At 67.0% G+C, this 19,415-nt stretch carries 12 protein-coding genes; 4 read left to right on the top strand and 8 right to left on the bottom strand.

From position 1 onward, the window contains the following. Window positions 1-134: 134 nt before the first annotated feature. Window positions 135-2,387: a family 1 glycosylhydrolase gene (locus NX784_RS10830; RefSeq protein ID WP_258816657.1), complete on the top strand. Its 2,253-nt coding sequence runs from the start codon at window positions 135-137 to the stop codon at window positions 2,385-2,387. 265 nt (window positions 2,388-2,652) lie between these two features. Further along, window positions 2,653-3,588 carry a DUF535 family protein gene (locus NX784_RS10825; RefSeq protein WP_258816656.1) on the top strand — a complete coding sequence of 312 codons (936 nt, stop codon included), beginning with the start codon at window positions 2,653-2,655 and terminating at the stop codon, window positions 3,586-3,588. 114 nt (window positions 3,589-3,702) lie between these two features. On the opposite strand, the gene waaF is transcribed toward NX784_RS10825, so the two are convergent. Genes waaF through NX784_RS10810 form a run of 3 tightly spaced genes read right to left on the bottom strand, consistent with a single transcriptional unit; the run spans window position 3,703 to window position 7,716 of the window. Further along, a complete protein-coding gene (gene waaF / locus NX784_RS10820) occupies window positions 3,703-4,755 on the bottom strand; it encodes a lipopolysaccharide heptosyltransferase II (protein ID WP_258816655.1) in 1,053 nt (350 codons plus the stop codon). After that, window positions 4,752-6,482, bottom strand: a complete 1,731-nt coding sequence (gene msbA, locus NX784_RS10815) for a lipid A export permease/ATP-binding protein MsbA (RefSeq protein ID WP_258816654.1) — start codon at window positions 6,480-6,482, stop codon at window positions 4,752-4,754. The genes waaF and msbA overlap by 4 nt, the downstream gene beginning before the upstream one ends. Further along, on the bottom strand, window positions 6,475-7,716 hold the full coding sequence (locus NX784_RS10810) for an O-antigen ligase family protein (RefSeq protein WP_258816653.1): 1,242 nt from the start codon (window positions 7,714-7,716) through the stop codon (window positions 6,475-6,477). The genes msbA and NX784_RS10810 overlap by 8 nt, the downstream gene beginning before the upstream one ends. Window positions 7,717-7,771: 55 nt before the next feature. Between NX784_RS10810 and NX784_RS10805 the strand changes: the two genes are divergently transcribed. After that, complete coding sequence (locus NX784_RS10805) at window positions 7,772-8,608, top strand: glycosyltransferase family 2 protein (protein ID WP_258816652.1); 837 nt, start codon at window positions 7,772-7,774, stop codon at window positions 8,606-8,608. Here the strand turns inward: NX784_RS10805 and NX784_RS10800 are convergent. Further along, complete coding sequence (locus tag NX784_RS10800) at window positions 8,559-10,088, bottom strand: methyl-accepting chemotaxis protein (RefSeq protein WP_379789613.1); 1,530 nt, start codon at window positions 10,086-10,088, stop codon at window positions 8,559-8,561. The two genes, NX784_RS10805 and NX784_RS10800, sit on opposite strands and share 50 nt — an antisense overlap. 295 nt (window positions 10,089-10,383) lie before the next feature. Beyond that, on the bottom strand, window positions 10,384-13,878 hold the full coding sequence (gene dnaE / locus NX784_RS10795; protein ID WP_258816650.1) for a DNA polymerase III subunit alpha: 3,495 nt from the start codon (window positions 13,876-13,878) through the stop codon (window positions 10,384-10,386). A gap of 141 nt (window positions 13,879-14,019) precedes the next feature. Here dnaE and NX784_RS10790 point away from each other — a divergent pair, with 141 nt between their 5' ends. After that, a complete protein-coding gene (locus NX784_RS10790) occupies window positions 14,020-14,871 on the top strand; it encodes a sulfurtransferase (RefSeq protein WP_441295342.1) in 852 nt (283 codons plus the stop codon). 15 nt (window positions 14,872-14,886) lie between these two features. Here NX784_RS10790 and NX784_RS10785 read toward each other — a convergent pair whose 3' ends face one another. The 3 genes from NX784_RS10785 to NX784_RS10775 are packed head-to-tail and all read right to left on the bottom strand — an operon-like array spanning window position 14,887 to window position 19,411. Next, entirely contained in the window at window positions 14,887-15,147 is a 261-nt protein-coding gene (locus NX784_RS10785) for a hypothetical protein (RefSeq protein ID WP_258816648.1), read from the bottom strand. Then, window positions 15,144-18,035, bottom strand: a complete 2,892-nt coding sequence (locus tag NX784_RS10780; RefSeq protein WP_258816647.1) for a glycosyltransferase — start codon at window positions 18,033-18,035, stop codon at window positions 15,144-15,146. Before NX784_RS10780 ends, NX784_RS10785 begins: the two co-directional genes overlap by 4 nt. An 8-nt stretch (window positions 18,036-18,043) precedes the next feature. After that, window positions 18,044-19,411, bottom strand: a complete 1,368-nt coding sequence (locus NX784_RS10775) for an ABC transporter ATP-binding protein (RefSeq protein ID WP_258816646.1) — start codon at window positions 19,409-19,411, stop codon at window positions 18,044-18,046. Window positions 19,412-19,415 lie beyond the last annotated feature (4 nt).

Here is a 19,415-nt window from a genome sequence, read left to right as displayed (position 1 = left end):
GCACGCGCCCGGCGTTATAGCGACCGACAGGACGTAGGACTTGTCCTAAATCCGGCCTATATGTTCGCCACCCCACACAGGAAGCCGGCCCCGCCGACTAGGCTTACGTCTTGGATCAACAGCAGGACACGCATATGAATCTTAACAGCCATATCCAGCCAGCAAGTTCGCCGCTCCAGCTCTGGGGCGGCCTCGAATGCACCGTCAACCGCGTACGCGATCAGTACTTCTCCCAAATGGAACGCAATGGACATGCAGAACGCCTGCAGGACCTGGAGCGCTTCGCGTCGCTCGGCATCCGCGCTATCCGCTACCCCGTGCTGTGGGAACGGACGGCGCCCGACGGCATCGAATCGGCGGATTGGTCATGGTCGGACGAGCGCCTGCCGGCACTGCAGCAGCTGGGCGTGACGCCCATCGTCGGCCTCGTCCACCACGGCAGCGGGCCGCGCCACACGAGCCTCGTCTCGCCCGACTTCGCCGAGAAGCTGGCCGAGTATGCGGGCGCCGTCGCGCGCCGCTACCCGTGGGTCGAGTACTGGACGCCCGTCAACGAGCCGTGCACGACGGCCCGCTTCTCCGGCCTGAACGGCGTCTGGTATCCACACGACACGAGCGAGGAAGGCTTCATCCGCGCCCTGATCAACCAGTGCCGCGCCGTCGTCCTGTCGATGCGCGCGATCCGCGCCGTGAACCCCGATGCGAAGCTCGTGCAGACGGACGACCTGTCGCGCACCTACGGCACGCCGGAGATGGCGGACATCGCGAATTTCTTCAACGAACGCCGCTGGCTGGCGTGGGACATGCTGTGCGGGAAGATCGACCCGGGCCACGCGCTGTGGGACTACCTGCTCGAGAACGGCGCGGGCGCCGACGAACTGCTATGGTTCAAGGACAATACCTGCCCGCCGGACGTCATCGGCGTCAACTACTACATCACGAGCGAGCGCTGGCTCGATCACCGCGCCGAGCGCTATCCGGAAAGCCACCGCACCCAGTACCGCGGCATCCCGCACGCCGACATCGAATGCTCGCGCGTGCTGGCGACGCCCACGCCGGGCATCGGCCCGCTTCTGCAGGAAACGTGGGACCGCTACGGCCTGCCGATCGCCGTCACGGAGGCGCACATCGACGCCAACCGCGAAGACCAGCTGCGCTGGCTCGTGGAGATCTGGAATGCCGCGCGCAAGGTCCAGCTGGGCGGCGCCGACATCCGCGCCGTCACCGTGTGGGCCCTGCTCGGCTCGTTCGACTGGAACTGCCTCGTCACCGCCTGCAACGGCTATTACGAACCGGGTCCATTCGACGTGCGCGGCCCGCAGCCGCGCCCCACCGCGGTCGCCACCCTGATGCGCGAACTGGCGAGCGGCCGCCCGCTGTCGCACCCCGTGCTGCAGGGCCAGGGCTGGTGGCGCCGGCCGGGACGGTTCCTCGCCAAGCCCGTGGCGACGCGCACGGCCGTCGCCGACATCGCCGTGCGCGGCGCGCTGCGCTCCACGTTCCCGCAACCGATCCTCATCACGGGCGCGACGGGCACCCTGGGCCGCGCCTTCGCCCGCATCTGCGAGCGCCGCAACCTCGCCTGTCACGTGCTGACGCGCCAGGAGATGGACATCGCCGATCCGGCGTCCGTCGAGGCGGCGATCGTGCGCTTCAAGCCCTGGGCCGTCATCAACGCGGGCGGCTATGTGCGCGTGGACGACGCCGAGGACGACGCGGCGCGCTGCATGCGCGACAACGCCCACGGCCCCACCGTGCTCGCGCTCGCCGCCATCCGCCACGCGTTGCGCTTCATGACCTTTTCCAGCGACCTCGTATTCGACGGCACGCTGGACCGTCCGTACGTCGAATCCGACAAGGTCGCCCCGCTGGGCGTGTACGGCCGCAGCAAGGCCGATGCGGAACGGCGCGTGCTCGATTCCGACCCGCAAGCCCTCATCATCCGCACGAGCGCCTTCTTCGGCCCGTGGGACGCGCACAACGTCGTCACGCAAGCCCTCGACGCGCTCGACGCCGGGCGGCCGTTCGTGGCCGCCTCGGACCAGGTCGTGTCGCCGACGTACGTGCCGGACCTCGTCAATGCCTGCCTCGACCTGCTGATCGACCGCGAATGCGGCGTCTGGCACCTGACCAATGGCGCGGCGATGAGCTGGGCAGACCTCGTGCGCCGGGCCTGCGCGGCGGCCAGCGTCGACGATGGCGGGCTGGAAGTGCGCACGACCGCCGAGCTCGGCCTGCGCGCCGCGCGGCCGCGCAACAGCGCCATGAGCAGCGAACGGGGCCTGCTGCTGCCGTCGTTCGACGATGCGCTGGCACGCTATCTGCGCGAACGCGAGACGGCGGAACAGCGCGCGGACCGGCTGGAATCGGCGCACTACGCCAGCTGACCCGGCGCGACCGGCAACGGCGATTTTCCCTGTGGAAACAACGGCTTCCCGCGCACGCGGGCGCCGTTGTTGTGTTTTCATAATTCTGTAAATACTATATTTACCGTCGGAATTTCTTTAGTTACACTACGTTACTTAGCGTTACTTTACGCCACCCTAGTGCGACTACCATGTCCGACTTCCCTCGCCAGCCGCTACCCGCGGCCTCCGGTATGTATGCAGGCTACGGCCTGATCCCCTCGTCAGCCGCGGCCGGACGGGCAACATGAAACTCTATCGGGAAGAACATGGCTGGACCGAGCGGCTGATCGCGTCGGCGGCGCCGTCCGTCACCTTGCGCTCGGCCGTGCCGCCACACCTGGCGGGCTTCAAGTCGGTGCGAGAGCTGGCCAAGATCCGGGTGCGGGCGGTCCTGCATCCGCGCCAGACGCCGCGCTGGCTCCATCTGCTGAACGCGCACCCGGCCTTCTCGGAATACGTGCGCAACTGCCCGCGCTTCCTGTACAAGGTCTACCGCCCGTACATCAGCCACGCGCTCGATGCCAATGAGCGGCTGGAAGCGATCCGCGCGCACTACGACTTCATGTTCCGGCGCGGCCTGCGCGAGACCCTGGCGCGCGCCAGCGTCGGTCCCGTCGTGCTTGCCGAGGCGGCCGGCAAGAGCGGCGTGCCTTACCAGATCCAGCTGCGCACGGTGAACATGTTCGACCGCGAGGGCGAGCTCGTGCTGCAGCTGACGCAGGACGACAAAGCGTTGTACACGGTGGCGTTCACGGTGGCGCCGCGCGACGGCCGGCTGGCCGTCAGCGTCGGCTGCATCCAGGGCGGCAAGACGGAGGACGCGCGCGAGGCGATCCGCACCGCGACGCGCGAGCTGCACGGCATCCGGCCGAAGCAGCTGATGGCCACGCTCGTGCGCCAGCTGGGCCATGAATACGGCTGCGAGCGGATGGTGCTCGTGTCGAACCGCAACCGCGTGATCTACAAGGCGATCCGCAACGGCCGCGTGCTGGCCGACTACGACCAGCTGTGGACGGAGCTGGGCGCGCAGCTGCGGCCCGACGGCGACTGGGAACTGGCGTGCGCGCCGGTGGCAGCGCCGGACCTGGACGGGATCCCGTCGAAGAAGCGGTCGGAGGCGCGCAAGCGGCACGAGCTCGTGAGCCGGCTGGCCGCGGACGTGTGCCAGGCTTTACGGTAGGGTGGACGGCTCGCCGTCCACGCGTTCAACCAGTGCCAGCACGGGCACGATCTATCCAACGCCGCGTATCACCGCGTGGACGGCGGAGCCGTCCACCCTACGGACTACCGCCGGTTATGCTCTGACCGCGCTGTTCCGCTCCGGCACCAGGATCGGTGCCAGCTCGCTCCACACGCTGTCGACGCTCATCCGGTTCATGCAATCGTGGTGCCCCAGCGGGCACTCGCGCTTGCGGCACGGCGAGCACGCCAGGCGCAGCGACACGGCGCGCGCCACGTCCGACAGCGGCGGCGCATAGTCCGGATCCGTCGAGCCGTACAAGGCCACGACGGGCCGGTTCAGCGCGGAAGCGATGTGCATCAGCCCCGAATCGTTCGACACGACGGCGCGCGCCGTCGCCAGCAGGACGATGGCGTCGTCCAGCGACGTCTGGCCGGCCAGGTTCAGCACGCTGGACGCGGCTGCGCCCGCATGGCGCTGCACCTGCTCGCACGTGGCGCGATCGTTCGGAGAACCGAGCAGCACCACCTGCACGCCCGGCAAGGCTTCCGCGACGCTGGCCGCCAGCGCGCCGTAGTAGGCGGGCGGCCAGCGCTTGGCGCTGCCGAATTCCGCACCCGGCGCGAACGCGACGAGCGGACGCGCCACATCGACGCCGAGGCGCTGCCCCACCTGCGCCATCTCGTCGCCCCCGACGGCGAGGCTCGGGCGCACCGCCTTGCCCGCCGGCCCGGGCGCGCGCGCGAGGGCCGCGTAGAACGGCACCATCGACCGGGGCGGGTGGTCGTCGTGGTGCATCACGTTGATCATCCCGTAGCGCATCTCGCCCTTGTAGCCGACGCGCCGGCCGATGCCCGCGAGCCACGGGATCAATGCGTATTTCAGCGTGTTCGGCAGCACATAGGCGTCGGCGTAGCCGCGCGCCGCGAGCATGCGCGCGCAGCGCCACCGTTCGCCCAGTTGCAGGGCGCGGTGGCGGAACGGCGTCACGAGGATCTCGTCGGCCTCCCGGATGCGGCGCCACACGGGCACCACTTGCGGCGGCGCCAGCACGTCGATCGCCCGATCCGGATGCGCCTGCTTGAGAAGGCGCAGCAGCGGCTGCGCCATCACGGCGTCGCCGATCCAGTTCGGCGAGACGACGAGCGTGCGCGCCTTCCCGTTCATGTCTCTTCCACCACCGTGGAAAACTGCAGCCGGTACAGGTTCGCGTACATGCCGCCCTTTGCCAGCAGCTGCTCGTGCGTGCCCTGCTCGACGATGCGGCCGTGCTCCATCACGACGATCAGGTCGGCGCCCTCGATGGTCGACAGGCGGTGCGCGATCACGAACGTGGTGCGACCGGCCATCAGCGTGTCGAGGGCGGCCTGCACGGCGCGTTCCGACTCGTTGTCCAGCGCCGACGTGGCCTCGTCCAGGATCAGGATCGGCGCATCCTTGTAGATGGCGCGCGCGATCGCCACGCGCTGGCGCTGGCCGCCGGACAGGCGCATGCCGTTCTCGCCGATGAGCGTGTCGACGCCTTCCGGCAGGCGCGCGACGACGTCGGTCAGGTGCGCGGCGCGGATGGCGGCCTGCAGGCGCGCCTCGTCGACGTGCTCGACGCCGTACGCGATGTTGGCCCGCAGCGTGTCGTCGAACAGCACCACGTTCTGGCTCACGAGCGCCAGTTGGGCGCGCAGCGACGCCATCTTGATGTCCTGGTACGGCACGCCGTCCAGCAGGATGCGGCCCGACTCCGGCTCGTAGAAGCGCGTCACGAGGCTCACGAACGTCGACTTGCCGCCGCCCGACATGCCGACGAGGGCGACGGTCTGGCCTGGCTTGACGTCCAGCGAGACGTCGTCGAGCGCCAGCGCCTGCGTGTTCGGATAGCGGAACTTGACGTGCTCGAAGCGCACGTGGCCCTGCGCGCGCTCGAGGGTGCGCGTGCCCGGGTCGTGCTCGACGGGCGCGTCGATCAGCTCGAACACGATTTCCGCCGCGGCGATGCCGCGCTGCATGGGGCCATTCACCTCGGCCAGTGCCTTCAGCGGCGTCAGCAGCATCAGCATCAACGTGACGAACTGGGTGAATTCGCCGACCGTCATGTCGGCCTTCAGCGCCAGCACGACGACGACGGACAGCGAGATCGACGTGGCGATCTGCGTGACAGGCGTCGTCGCCGCGAACGCGACCGTCATGCGCTGGGAAAAGCCGCGCAGCGCCTCGCTGCGCTGGAAGAAGCGGCGGCTCTCGTACCGTTCGCCCGAGAATACGCGGATCACCTGGTGGCCGCGCGCGGCTTCCTCGACGACCTGCGTCATCTCGCCCGTCACGCGCGTGTTCTCGCGGTTCAGCTGGCGCAGCCGCTTGCTCGTCGTGCGCACGATCACGGCCGTGAGCGGCACGACCACGATCGCGACGAGGGTCAGCATCCAGTTCAGCCACAGCAGCGAGCCGAGCAGGCCGATCACGACGAGCACGTCGCGCACGAACGAGATGAACACGGAGTTGATCATGTCCACGACCTGGCGCACGTCGCCGACGACGGTGTTGATCACCTTGCCCGTCGACTCTTCGTGGAAGCGCGCGACGGGCAGGCGCAGCAGGCGTTCGAACGCCTGGGCGCGCAAATCGTTCAGGACGCGCGAGAGCACCCAGTTGTTGTAGTAGGCGGTGGCGAACGTGCCTATGCCGCGCAGGACGAAGATCGACACGAGCACGCCCGGGATCCACCACAGGCTGAACGGCACCTTGTGCTTGAAGCCCTTGTCCATCAGCAGCTTCAGGGCCTCGCCCAGCAGCGGCTGCGTGGCGGCCGTCAACGCCATCGCGAGCAGCGACAGGAACGCGCGCCCGCGATACGGTTTCAGGATCGCCCACAGGCGCTTGATGATGACACTGTTATCCAATTTTTTCTTTCGCGTTCAAACAGAAGCCCATGAGGAGGAACACCATGAGCGCATAGAACAGACTTGCCTTCATCGACCAGAAGATCACTTCCGTCAGCCCGAAGCCGACGTAGCCGAGCACCACCATCGCCCCGCCCAGCGCGACGGCGAACTGCGGCGCGCGCGTGCCGTCGCCGATGGCGCGCAGGAAGAACAGCAGCGGCGCGGCCAACGTGGCCGCCCAGAACAAAAAGCCCACCGCACCGCCGGTCGTCAGCGCCTGCAACCCGTCATTATGCAGGTGCGGCAGCTGCAGCACCATCGGGTCGAGCCGGCCGGCGTGCGCATACTCGGCCAGCCGCGCGCGGCAGGCGTCGAAATCCATGCCCAGCAGCGGGTGTTCGCGGATCAACATGGCGGCACCTTTCCACAATTCAAGCCGGGTGCCGACGTTGGTCCACACGTTGCCGCCCTCGTACCAGATCCGCGCATCGCTGACGCCCTGGGCGAAACGCTGCTGCACCCCCAGCGCCGGCGCGAACCAGGCAGCCGCCAGCAAGGCGATGCCGCCGGCCAGCAGCGCGCGCACGCGTCGGCTGTCGATCCGGACCACGTGGCGCCCCAGCACGAGCGCCATCAGCACGAGCGCCGCCCAGCCGCCGCGGGTGCCCGTCAATACGGATGCAACAAGGCCCGCCAGCGCGGCCACGCCGGCCAGCAAGGCGTCGCGCGCGCGGTCGCGCATGTCGATCGCGCCGGCCAGCGCCAGCAGCGCCAGCACGAGCGCGAGGTCGCCGAACGTGATCGAATTGATGAGCCCGCCCGGCCGTTCGATGTGCAGCACGAAACGCTGCCAGGCGATGAACGGCAGCGCCGCCACCGCACCCGCGCTGGCGCCCCACCACAATGCCCGGCGGGGCGCGCGCACGGCCACGACGAGGCCCAGCGCGCCCGCCGCCAGCAGCATGCGCAGCGGTTTTTCCAGCACGCTCATCTTTTCGCCACGCAACAGCACGCACGCGAGGACAAACAGGAAGTACAGCAGGAAGGCTAGCACGACCCCGCGTACCTGTGCCCAATGGCGCACGAGCGCGTCACGGCACGGTTTGAACGACATCAAGGCGGTGGCCAGGAAGAGGAAACTTGCAGCGCTGACGCCGGGCGAGGTGACGAGGCTCGAAAACGGCAACAGGAAAGCCAGGGCGCCGACCCAGATCCGCATCGGCGGCCGCATGTGCGTCGGATTACTGTTCATCGATGTTCTTGTGGGATACTCACGCCCCTGAATACGGCAGTGTACACTGGACCTTATGCGTCACGCACAGACTATCTCGGTCGTGATCACCACCTACAACCGGCCGGACGCGCTGGAGGCGGTGGTACGGGCATGCTTCACGCAGAACGACAAGAATTTTGAAATCATTATCGCTGATGACGGCTCCACTGCCAACACGGTTGCCAGCGTCGAGCGGCTCGCGACGGACGCGCCCGTGCGCCTGCGCCACGTCTGGCAACCCGACGAGGGCTTTCGCGCCGCCATGGCGCGCAACCGCGGCACGCTGGCGGCCAGCGGCGAATACATCATCTTCCTGGACGGCGATTGCATTCCGCAGCGCGACTTCATCGCCCGCCACCGCGCGCTGTCGCAGGCTGGCTACCTCGTGTCGGGCAGCCGCATCCTGATGTCGGAAGCGCTGACGCGCCGGGTATTGCAAGACGGGATCGACGTCGGCGCCACGTCTGCGCTCACGCGGCTGCGGTGGCGCCTGCACGGCGACTTGAACAAGACTTTGCAGCCGCTGGGGTTGCGCTGGCCCGACGTGGGACGCACGTCGCGCAAATTTTCGTGGCGGCGGATCAAGAGTTGCAACCTCGCGGTCTGGCGCAGCGACCTGGACAGGGTCAACGGTTTCGACGAGAGCTTCACGGGCTGGGGCCACGAAGATTCCGACCTCGTCGTGCGCCTGTTCCATGCAGGGGTGATGCGCAAGGACGGCGCCTTCGCCACCGAGGTGTTCCACCTGTGGCACCGCGAAGCGCAGCGCGACCAGGAGACGAGCAACCGCAACGTCGTCCTGGAGCGCGCCGCGAGCAAGATTACGCAGGCAACGATCGGGTTGCGCGAGCACGCGCGGCCGGCAGCGTAGCGGCCGCGCGGGCCGGGGCTTGCGTCTCGATCCGGAACACGCTCACCACCTGGGCCAGCTTCGCGGCCTGTTCCTGCATGGCTTCCGACGCCGCCGCCGCTTCCTCGACGAGCGACGCGTTCTGCTGCGTCACCTGGTCCATCTGGGCGATGGCCTGGTTGACGTGCTCGATGCCCTCGCCCTGCTCCTGCGTGGCCGCGCTGATGGCGCCGATCATCGTGCTGACCTTGTTCACGCTGGCCACGATTTCCTGCATCGTGGCGCCCGCTTCCTCGACGAGCTTCGCACCGTCGTCGACGCGGGCGACGGAGTCGCCGATCAGTTCCTTGATTTCCTTCGCGGCCGCGGCGGAGCGTTGGGCCAAGGTGCGCACTTCGCCCGCGACGACGGCAAAACCGCGGCCCTGTTCGCCCGCACGCGCGGCCTCGACGGCGGCGTTCAGCGCCAGGATGTTCGTCTGGAATGCGATGCCGTCGATGACGGTGATGATGTCGACGATCTTCTTCGACGAATCGTTGATCGACCCCATCGTATCGACGACGCGTGCCACGACGGCACCGCCGCGCCCCGCCACCTCGGCGGCGGAATCGGCCAGGCGGCTCGCTTCGCGCGCGTTCTCGGCGCTGTTCTTCACGGTCGACGTCAGTTCTTCCATCGACGCGGCCGTCTCCTCGAGCGAGCTGGCCTGTTCTTCCGTGCGGCTCGACAAGTCGAGGTTGCCGCTGGCGATCTCGCGCGATGCCGTGGCGATCAGGTCCGTGCCGGCGCGCACGTCGCCGACGATGCCGGCCAGCGCGTCGCGCATGCGCTTCATGGCGGCCATCAGGCTGGCATCGAAGCCGGCGCGCACGGGAACGTCCATGCCGAGGTCGCCCGCGGCGATGCGCTGCGCCACGGCGACGGCCGCCTCCGGATCGCCGCCGATCGAGCGCTCCACGCTGCGCACGACGAACCACACGAGGGCCGTCAGCAGCGCGCCGATCACGGCCAGCCACGCGGCCGCACCGGCCAACTGGGCGTAGAACGCGTGATCGAGGTCGTCGATGTACAGCCCGTTCATGAAATACCAGCCCCATGGCTGGTACGCCTGCACGTGGGTGAGCTTGGGTTCCGGCTTGGCCGAGCCCGGCTTGGCCCACAGGTATTCGACGTAGCCGGCGCCGGCCGCGCGCGTCGCGGCGATGCCGTCCAGGTAGGGGTTATGGCCTTTCGGATCCACGATGTTGCCGATTGGCGAACCGACCAGTTCCGGCTTGATCGGGTGCATGAGCACGGTCTTGTCGTCGTACACCGTGAAGTAGCCGTTGGCCCCGTAACGCAGCGCGCGCAGGCGCGCCTGCGCCTGTTTTTTCGCTTCGTCGAGGGGCACCGTGCCGGCCGCGGCGAGGGCGGCGTAATCCTTGACGATCGACGCGGCCACGTCGCTGGCATTCGACAACTGGATCTTGCGCTCCTCGAGGCGCAGGGCACGGCTCTGCACGGCGTTTACCGTGAACACGGCGAGCAGGCAGACCCAACTGAGGAGTAAGGGAAGGAAAAGTTTTTGGCGAAATGTAATTTTCATAATGGTCAGCGCCGACGTCCTGGCTTTACAACGCGGAGAAATTTCCACTGACCAATATTTTTCGCCTGACGTGAGCAAACGCCAATGGCAGGAATGCAATTACACCTAAATAATTAGGATTCAGCAATGTGGGAGCGGCGGCGGCACAACACAGTTGGCAAAACGTCTTGCCTCGTGCATATGCTTTTATGCCGCCCGCATCCGGCCGCGCTCAATACTCGACCGCGACGTCCTTCGCGCCGAGCTGCAGCTCCAGCGCATACTTCAACTCGTCCGACGGCGCCACGCGCCACGCATCGCCCAGCTGCAAGATGCATGGGATGCCTTGCGGTGTCACGCGCAGGCTGACCGGGAGGCCGTTCTCGTGGCGGTACGGTTGCAGGATCTCGGCCAGCTTCGCCGGCGGGATCGTGCACGCGACGTCCATCTCCAGCTTGTGGCCATACTGGATGCGCGCGGTCGCGATGTCGAACACCTTCTCCGCCGTGATACGCAGGCCCCCGTTGAAGCGGTCTTCCGACACCTTGCCCACGACGAGCAGGAACTCGTCTTCGCGGAAGGTGTTCTTGTGCTGCTCGAACAGCTCGTTGTAGATCGTGACTTCGACGACGCCGGACTTGTCGTCCAGCGAGACGATCAGGATCTTGCCGCGCTGCGTGAGCTGCGTGCGCACGCCCGTGATGACGCCGCACAGCATGCGCGGGTCACGCGACGGTTCCAGGTCTTTCAGCTTAGTCTTCGCGAAGCGCCGCACCTCGGCCGCATACGAGTCGAACATATGGCCCGACAGGTAGTAGCCCAGCGCCGTCTTTTCCTCGGACAGCTTCTGGCGGTCCGTCCACGGCGTCGCCTTCACGTAGTCGGGCGGTGCGACGAGGTCGGAATCGTCGCCGCCGAACAGGCTGACCTGGTTCGCGGACGCGGCCGCCTGGTCGGCCACTTCGACCGCGAACGCGACGGACGCGAGCAGCACGGCGCGGTCGACGCCGAAGCAATCCATCGCGCCCGCGCGGATCAGCGATTCGATCGTGCGGCGGTTGATCTGCTTGCGGTCCACGCGCTTGCAGAAGTCGAACAAGTCCTTGAACTTGCCGCCCGATTCCCTCGCCGCGATGATCGCCTCGATGGCGCCCTGGCCCGCGCCTTTGACGCCGCCCAGGCCGTAGCGGATGTTGGACACCTGCTTGCCCGTGACGGAGGCCGGCGGACCTTCCGGCGTGAAGCGGAACTGCGATTCGTTGACGTCCGGCGGCAGGATCGTGAGCTTGCACATGTCGATCGAGTCCTCGACGAGGATCTTGATCTTGTCCGTGTCTTCCATGGCGAGCGACATGTTGGCTGCCATGAACGCGGCGGTGTGGTGGACCTTCAGGTACGCCGTGTGGTACGACAGCAGCGCATACGCGGCCGCGTGCGACTTGTTGAAGCCGTAGCCCGCGAACTTCTCCATCAAGTCGAAGATCTCGTCGGCCTTTTCCGTCGTCAGCCCGTCCTTCGCGGCGCCGGCGCGGAAGATCGCGCGGTGCTCGGCCATTTCCTCGGCCTTCTTCTTGCCCATCGCGCGGCGCAGCATGTCCGCGCCGCCCAGCGAGTAGCCGCCGACGATCTGCGCCATCTGCATCACCTGCTCCTGGTAGACCATGATGCCGTAGGTCTCCGAGAGAATGGACTCCGTGCGCGGGTCCGGGTAGTCGAACTTCTCGCCATGCTTACGCTTGCAGAAGTCCGGGATCAGGTCCATCGGGCCCGGACGGTACAGTGCCACGAGCGCGATGATGTCCTCGAAGCGGTCGGGCCGCGCATCCTTCAGCATGCCCTGCATGCCGCGGCTTTCAAGCTGGAACACGGCGACGGTCTTCGCATCCGTCAGCAATTTGTACGTGGGCCGGTCCGTCAGCGGCAGCTTGGACAGGTCGAAATCCTTGTCGGCCGGGTCGAGCGCGCGGATGTAGTTGACGGCGCGGTCGAGGATGGTCAAGGTGGTGAGGCCCAGGAAGTCGAACTTCACGAGGCCGGCGGCCTCCACGTCGTCCTTGTCGTACTGCGACACGACACCCGCATCGCCGCCCTGCGTGTACAGCGGGCAGAAGTCCGTCAGCTTGCCGGGTGCGATCAGCACGCCGCCCGCGTGCATGCCGATGTTGCGGGTGATGCCTTCGACCTGCTGCGCGAGCTCGATCAGCTGCTTCACCTCTTCCTCGTTCTCGAGGCGTTCCTTCAGCATCGGCTCTTCTTCGATCGCCTCGGCGATCGACACCTGCTTGCCCGGCTTGAACGGGATCAGCTTCGAGATGCCGTCGCAGAAGTTGTAGCCGAAGTCCAGCACGCGGCCCACGTCGCGGATCGCGCCCTTCGCGGCCATCGTACCGAACGTGGCGATCTGCGACACGGCGTCGCGGCCGTACAGATCCTTCACGTGCTGGATCACCAACTCTCGCTTTTCCTGGCAGAAGTCGATGTCGAAGTCGGGCATCGAGACGCGTTCCGGGTTCAGGAAGCGCTCGAACAGCAGGTTGTATTTCAGGGGATCGAGGTCGGTGATCTTCAGCGCGTACGCGACGAGCGAACCCGCGCCGGAGCCGCGGCCCGGGCCGATCGGCACGCCGTTGTTCTTGCCCCACTGGATGAACTCCGCCACGATGAGGAAGTAGCCCGGGAACTTCATCTTGATGATGGTGTTGTTCTCGAACTCCAGCCGGGCCTCGTAGCGCGGGCGCTCCTTCTCCCGCTGTTCTTCGTTCGGGTACAGCTCGATCAGGCGCTCTTCCAGGCCCTTCTTCGTTTCCGCGACGAGGAATTCGTCGATCGTCATGCCGGGCGTCGGGAAGTTCGGCAGCTGCGGCTTGCCGAGCGTCAGCGTGACGTTGCAGCGCTTGGCGATCTCCACGGAGTTGGCGAGCGCGCCAGGCAAGTCCTTGAACAGCTCGGCCATCTCGGCCTGCGACTTGAAGCACATGCCTTCGTTGAAGCGGCGCACACGCTTGGCGTTCGCGAGCATCTCGCCCTCGGCGATACAGACGCGCGCCTCGTGCGCGATGAATTCGTCCTTGCTGATGAACTGCACGGGGTGCGTCGCGACGACGGGCAGGCCCAGGCGGTTCGCCAGCGCCACGGAATGGCGCACCTGCTGTTCCTGGTTCGGCTGGCCGGCGCGCTGGATCTCGACATAGAAATGGCCGGGGAAGATCTGCGCCCAGCGGCGCGCGCATGCCTCGGCCTTGTCCAGGTCACCGTTGTCGATGGCCTGGCCGATGTCGCCGAACTGCGCGCCCGACAATACGATCAGGCCGTCCGACTGGGGCACGTCCGGCTCCAGGGTCGACACGGACGTGGCCAGCGCTTCCAGCCATTCGACGCGGATCTCGGCCCGGCCCTTGTACTGGTTCGTGAGCCACGCTTTCGACAGCAGTTCGCACAGCTGCAGATAGCCGGTCTTGTTCTTGCAGAGGAGGAGCAGGCGGAACGGCTTGTCGCGGTTCTCGTCGTTCGTGATCCATGCATCCACCCCGACGATCGGCTTGATGCCCTTGCCGCGCGCCGCTTTATAGAAGCGCACGAGGCAGAACGCGTTGGCCAGGTCGGTGACGCCCACCGCGGGCTGCTGGTCCTTGGCGGCGGCGGCCACCAGGTCGTCAATACGGACGAGGCCGTCGACGATCGAGTATTCGGTATGGACGCGGAGGTGGGTGAAGATCGGGGAAGTCATCTTGTCATTTTACCCCGGACGGCTCGAATTGAGGGTTGCATCCAGGCACGGTGCGAGGCTTGACAAGCGTCGCCGACATGCTCTTTACGCCGCTGCTGGCTTATAATAGTCGGCTTCTTCCCCGCTTCGCACCGTATCACGATCATGTACGTCAACATCGCCGCCTATAAATTCGTCTCCCTGGACAACCTCGACGACATGCGCCCGCAATACCAGGCGCTGTGCGACGAGCTGGGCCTGAAGGGCACCATCCTGCTGACGCCGGAAGGCATCAACATGTTCGTGTCCGGACCGCGCGAGGCGATCGACCAGTATCTGGCGTGGGTCCGCAGCGACGCGCGCCTGGCCGACCTGGAGTGGAAGGAAAGCCTGTCGACCGAACAGCCGCACCGCCGCATGCTCGTCCGCATCAAGAAGGAAATCATCACGATGCGCATGCCGCTGATCAAGCCGGAACTGGGCCGCGCGCCGTCCGTGGCGCCGAAGACGCTCAAGCGCTGGCTCGACCAGGGCCACGACGACGACGGCGTCCCCGTCGTCATGATGGAAACCCGCAACGCGTTCGAAGTCGACGTGGGCACGTTCGAGAACACGCTGGACTACCGCATCGACAAGTTCAGCGAGTTCCCCGACGTCGTCGCCAAGCACAAGGATGAACTCCAGGGCAAGACCGTCGTCACGTTCTGCACGGGCGGCATCCGCTGCGAAAAGGCGGCGATCCACATGCAGAACATCGGTTACGACCGCGTTTACCAGCTCGACGGCGGCATCCTGAAATATTTCGAGGAAGTGGGCGGCGACCACTACACGGGCGACTGCTTCGTGTTCGACTACCGCACCGCGCTCAACCCGAAGCTGGAGCCGACGGAAACCGTCCAATGCTTCGCCTGCCGCGCCGTCGTGACGCCGCGCCAGCAGCTGGCGCCGGAGTACGTCGTGGGCAAGTCGTGCCCGCATTGCGCGAAGACGGCGGCGGCCGCTGCCGAATACTGACCGCCATCGGCGCGCTCAGCGCCGCTGGATCGCGATGGCCCGCTTCAGGGCGCGGTGCATCCGGCGCCCTTGCGGCGACAGGTTCTTCTCGTCGCCGCTGATCCGGGACCGCGCCCGCACCGGCGCTTCGAACATCACGCGCATCGCCAGGCTGTGCAGGCGTGGCATGCGCGTCACCATGTCGCGCAAGCGCTTCTTCAGCGCCGGCCGTTGCAGCACATACCTGACCCCGACGCGCAGCGGCCCCGCGACGACCTGCTTGATGACGCCTTTCATGGCGTGATTTCCCTTTCCGTTGTCATGTGTACGCCGCGCAGCCGCAGGTCGATCAAGACGTCGTGACGGTCTCTACCGCCTTCGAGCGATAACGCGACGAACGTGTCGCCGTGATGGATGTCGGCGACCTCGTCGGCCAGCGCGTCCTCGGGGCAGCCCAGCGTCCGCAGCGCGAACCGGCGCGCGTAGCGGACCTGCCCTTCCTTGTCGACATAGACCGGCTCGATGCGCTCCTCTCCCTGCGGTTCGGCGAGCAGCCGGGCCAGTTCGGCGCTCGCCCCGTCGCGTCCGTCCGGATCGACCTCGATCAGCCGTTGCGGCCGGCGCAGCCGCGCGGGCAGGCACTGCGCCAGCGCCTGCGCGAACCGGACCAGGTCCTGCTCCGTCGGTCCCGCCGCGTCGATCCGCGCCACCGCATCGATCAGCACAGCCGGGCCGCGGCCGGCCTCGTGGTACGCCTGTTCGATTGCCTGCGCGTACAAGTCGGCGCAATGGCGCGGCGCATGCACGGTGCGGATGACGTCGCGGCCGCGCCGGCCGAGGCGCTGCCGTTCCACGGGATCGTCGCGCAGGCGCTGCAGTGCCGCCGCCAATTCGCCGTCCTCGAACCCGTCCGCCAGCTTGACGACGGCGTCATCCGGCAGGTCGACGAGGCTGCCGTGCGCATTGACGATGGTCGCCAGGCCGTAGTTCATGCAGTCCAGAACGGTGCCGGACGTCTCGCCGCGCGATTGCGTGCGCAATTGCACACCCACGTCGGCCGCCGCCAGGTATTGCCGATAACGTGCCGTGTCGGCCCAACCGGTGATCCTGATCCGGTCGCGGGCAGGCGAGGCCGCGATGGCGGCAAGGAGGTTCGCGCCGTATTCGCCGACCGCGTTCTCGCCGACGAAGACAAGCACGCAGTCCGGATCGCGCGCGAGCGTCGTCGCCAGCCACGCGGACAACAGCCTGTCGTTCAGCTTGGTCGGGCCCAGCAGGCCGAAGGTGCAGACGACGAAGCTGTCCGCGCCCACGCCGAGCGCCTGGCGCGCCTGCGCGCGCGGGACGTCCGGCACGGCGTTCCGCAAGTGCGGGATCACGTGCCAGCCGTCGGCGCCGCGGGGACCATGCCAGGCGCGGGCGAGCCTGCACGAATTCTCGCCATGGACGATCACGTTCAACGCGGCGCGCAACACGCGCAGGTTGCATGGATAGTCGGCGATGACTTGCTGCACGTCGCCGCGAAAACGCTGCGCCACGGCCGGATAGCCATGGCTGTCGTACAAGGCGCTCGTCCAGAAGGCCGGATCCGTGCCATTCCGCTCGATCGCGGACGCGACCCCGGACAGGAAGAAATCGTGCAGCACGACGACACCGGGGATCTCGTCCATCAGGTCGAACAGATGGCTGTGGAAGGTCGAATTGCCCATGTGGTACAGCACCCGGTCGTAACGTCCGGCATGCTCGCGGAACCACTCGACGTCGCGCACGCGGCAATTGGCCCGGATCCACGGGTCCGCGACCGACCCCTGCGGCGCCACCACGTCGATCTCGTAATGGCGGCCCAGTTCGGGGAGCAATTCGGCGCTGTAGTCGGCGATGCCGCTGCGCTCCGGCGGCAGCGGTGCGACATACGCGAGGCGTGGGCGGCGGATGGGCGCCACGAGGCCGGCCGCACGCGGATGGGCCGGCCGGGCCTGCTCGATCGCGGCCAGCGCGCGCCGCGCCGTCAGGTCCCAGGAAAAATGGCGGGCCTGGCGCAGGCCGTGTTCCTCGAGGTCGCGGCGGAAGTCGTCGTCGAGCAGCACCTGTTTCAGCTTGTCCGCAATCGACGCGACATCGTGCGGGTCGAACAATGCATCGGCGCGACCGATGACTTCGGGCAGGCTCGACGTGCCGGCCGCGATGACGGCGCGCCCGCACGACATCGCTTCCAGCGCGGGCAATCCGAAGCCTTCGTGCCATGACGGGAAGATGAATACCGTGCACAGGTTGTACAGCAGGACCAGGTCCTCGTCCGGCACGAACCCCGTCAGCACGAATTCATCGCGCGCAAGCCCGGCCTCCGCGGCCCGGCGCTCGAGGTCGGCGCGGTGATGCGGCTGGATCGAACAGACGATCGCCAGTTGCAAGCCATTGCGCACGGCCGCGGGCAGCGACGCGTAGGCCCGGATCAGGCCGTCGATATTCTTGCGGTGGTCGATGCCGCCCGTGTACATCACGTAGCGGCCACGCAGGCCGTAGCGCTCGCGCACGTCCCGTTCGCGCGCGGGCGCCGGCTCGAGCGGCACGAAATGGGCATCGGCGGCCGTCGAGATATTGACGCAGGCCGCGGCCTCGAACCCGAGGTGGCCGATCGCCTCCTGGCGCGACGATTCCGAAATCGACAGCAGCAGATCTGCGCGGCGCAGCGAATCGAGCTTCGATTCGTACCAGCTCTCCAGCATCGGATCGGCAAGATAGAGCTTGCGCTGGATGAACGGGATCAGGTCGTAGAGGATCACCGCGGTCGGAATCGACAGATCGAGCTTGGCGATGCTCGTCGCGGCATCGTCGCCGAAGCCTTCGAACAGGCTCGTCACCAAGACGTAGTCGGGTGCCAGGCTGGCGATGAACGCTTCGCGCAGCAACTCGGCACTCTCGCGGCGCCAGACATTGGCGGGCGCCAGGCCGTTGATCGGACCGGGCGCCTGCCACACGCGGATGTTTTCCGGCGGCAGCTGGTCGGCGAATTGCGTGTGCAGCCACTCGGCCGCGTCGGCGTAAGCACTGTTGAGCACGAGCACGATGTCGTGCGTGCCCCGTTGCCGGACGATCGCTTGCGTCAGCGAAAAGGTGTAACGCCCGATCCCGCGCGTCCGCGAGCCGGAGGTCTGGGCGCCCTGCATGTCGATGATGATGCGCATGTGAAGCGTCAGTCGAGGGCGTATTCGGATGCCGTGAACCGCGGGTGGACGATGCCCCACAGGTCGAGGTTGGCCGGGTGGTCGGGGAAGCGCACGCTGAACCTGGCGCCGCCGGCCACGTAGTCGATGATGAGCGACGTCACGTACTGCCCGTGGTTGCGCACGTTCGGCGTGAACGTGCCGATGCCGGCGATGAAACCGTACTCGCCGGGCGACAGCGGATTGTCGAAGCGGAATTCGACGACACGCAACATGTGGCCGCCGCTTTCCGGAAGATACGTCTGCGACAGGGCGGAATTGAAGTGCAGCAGTTGGCGGCCCGTGCTGTCGGTCACGCCCAATGTCAGCGCGCACTCCGGGGGCAGGTCGGCGGTCGTGCGATAAAACACCCGCACGAGGCATTTCGCGTCGAGCGGCAGGCTGTCCGTTTCGACGCCGTCTTCGCCGACGAGGGAAATATCGACGATGCGCGCCTCGCCGCTGCCGGTGCGCACGGGCGCGACCCGCTCCTCGAACGCCTGGTGGCGCGCATGGTCGATGCCCATGACGGGCGCGCCCTGCGCCGGCACGGGGTCCGGCGCCGCGTCAGTAGCGGCCTGGAGCGTTTCGGCGCGGCCCGCCCGCACGATGCGCTTGAAGACCTCGCTCTGGTAGGCGGCGCCGACGTCGGTCGACGATCCGATCAGCCGCGTGCGGCCCTTTTCCATCCACACGCCCCGGTTGCACAGCGAGCGGATCGAATCGGCCGCATGGGTCACATAGATGAAGCTCGTCCCGCCGTCGAGCAGCGCCTTGATCTTGTGCATGCACTTGTTCTGGAAATACGAGTCGCCCACGCTGAGCGCCTCATCCACGATCAGGATGTCGGGCTTGACGTAGACGGCGCAGGCAAAGCCGAGGCGCACGGCCATGCCGCTGCTGTACGTCTTGACGGGATGGTCGATCGCATCGCGCAGTTCGCTGAACTGGATGATTTCCGGCAGCGCTTCATCGATCTCTTCGCGCTGCATGCCGTGCAACATGGAGAACTGGCGGATGTTTTCCCGGCCCGGCAATTCCGGATTGAAGCCGGCCCCGAGTTCGAGCAACGCGGACACCCGGCCGTTGACCTGCACCGTCCCCGCATTCGGGACCAGCACACCGGCCAGCACCTTCAGCAGCGTGCTCTTGCCGCTGCCGTTTTCGCCGACGATACCGAGGCGGCCGCCCTGTTCCAGCGAAAACGTCACGTCGTCCAGCGCGCGGGTTTCGCGGGCGTATTGCTTGCGGCCACCCGACAGCAACTCGAACAGGCGGTGCTGCGGCGTCGAATAGGTGCGGTAGATCTTGGAGACATGCTCCAGCTTGAGCGCGAATGCGGAGTGGGAATCGGTCATGTGC

The sequence above is a fragment of the Massilia pinisoli genome, from assembly GCF_024753285.1.
Taxonomy (GTDB): Bacteria; Pseudomonadota; Gammaproteobacteria; order Burkholderiales; family Burkholderiaceae_D; genus Telluria; species Telluria pinisoli.
Note: the sequence above shows the minus strand (reverse complement) of the source record. Positions and strands in the feature narration are given on the sequence as shown.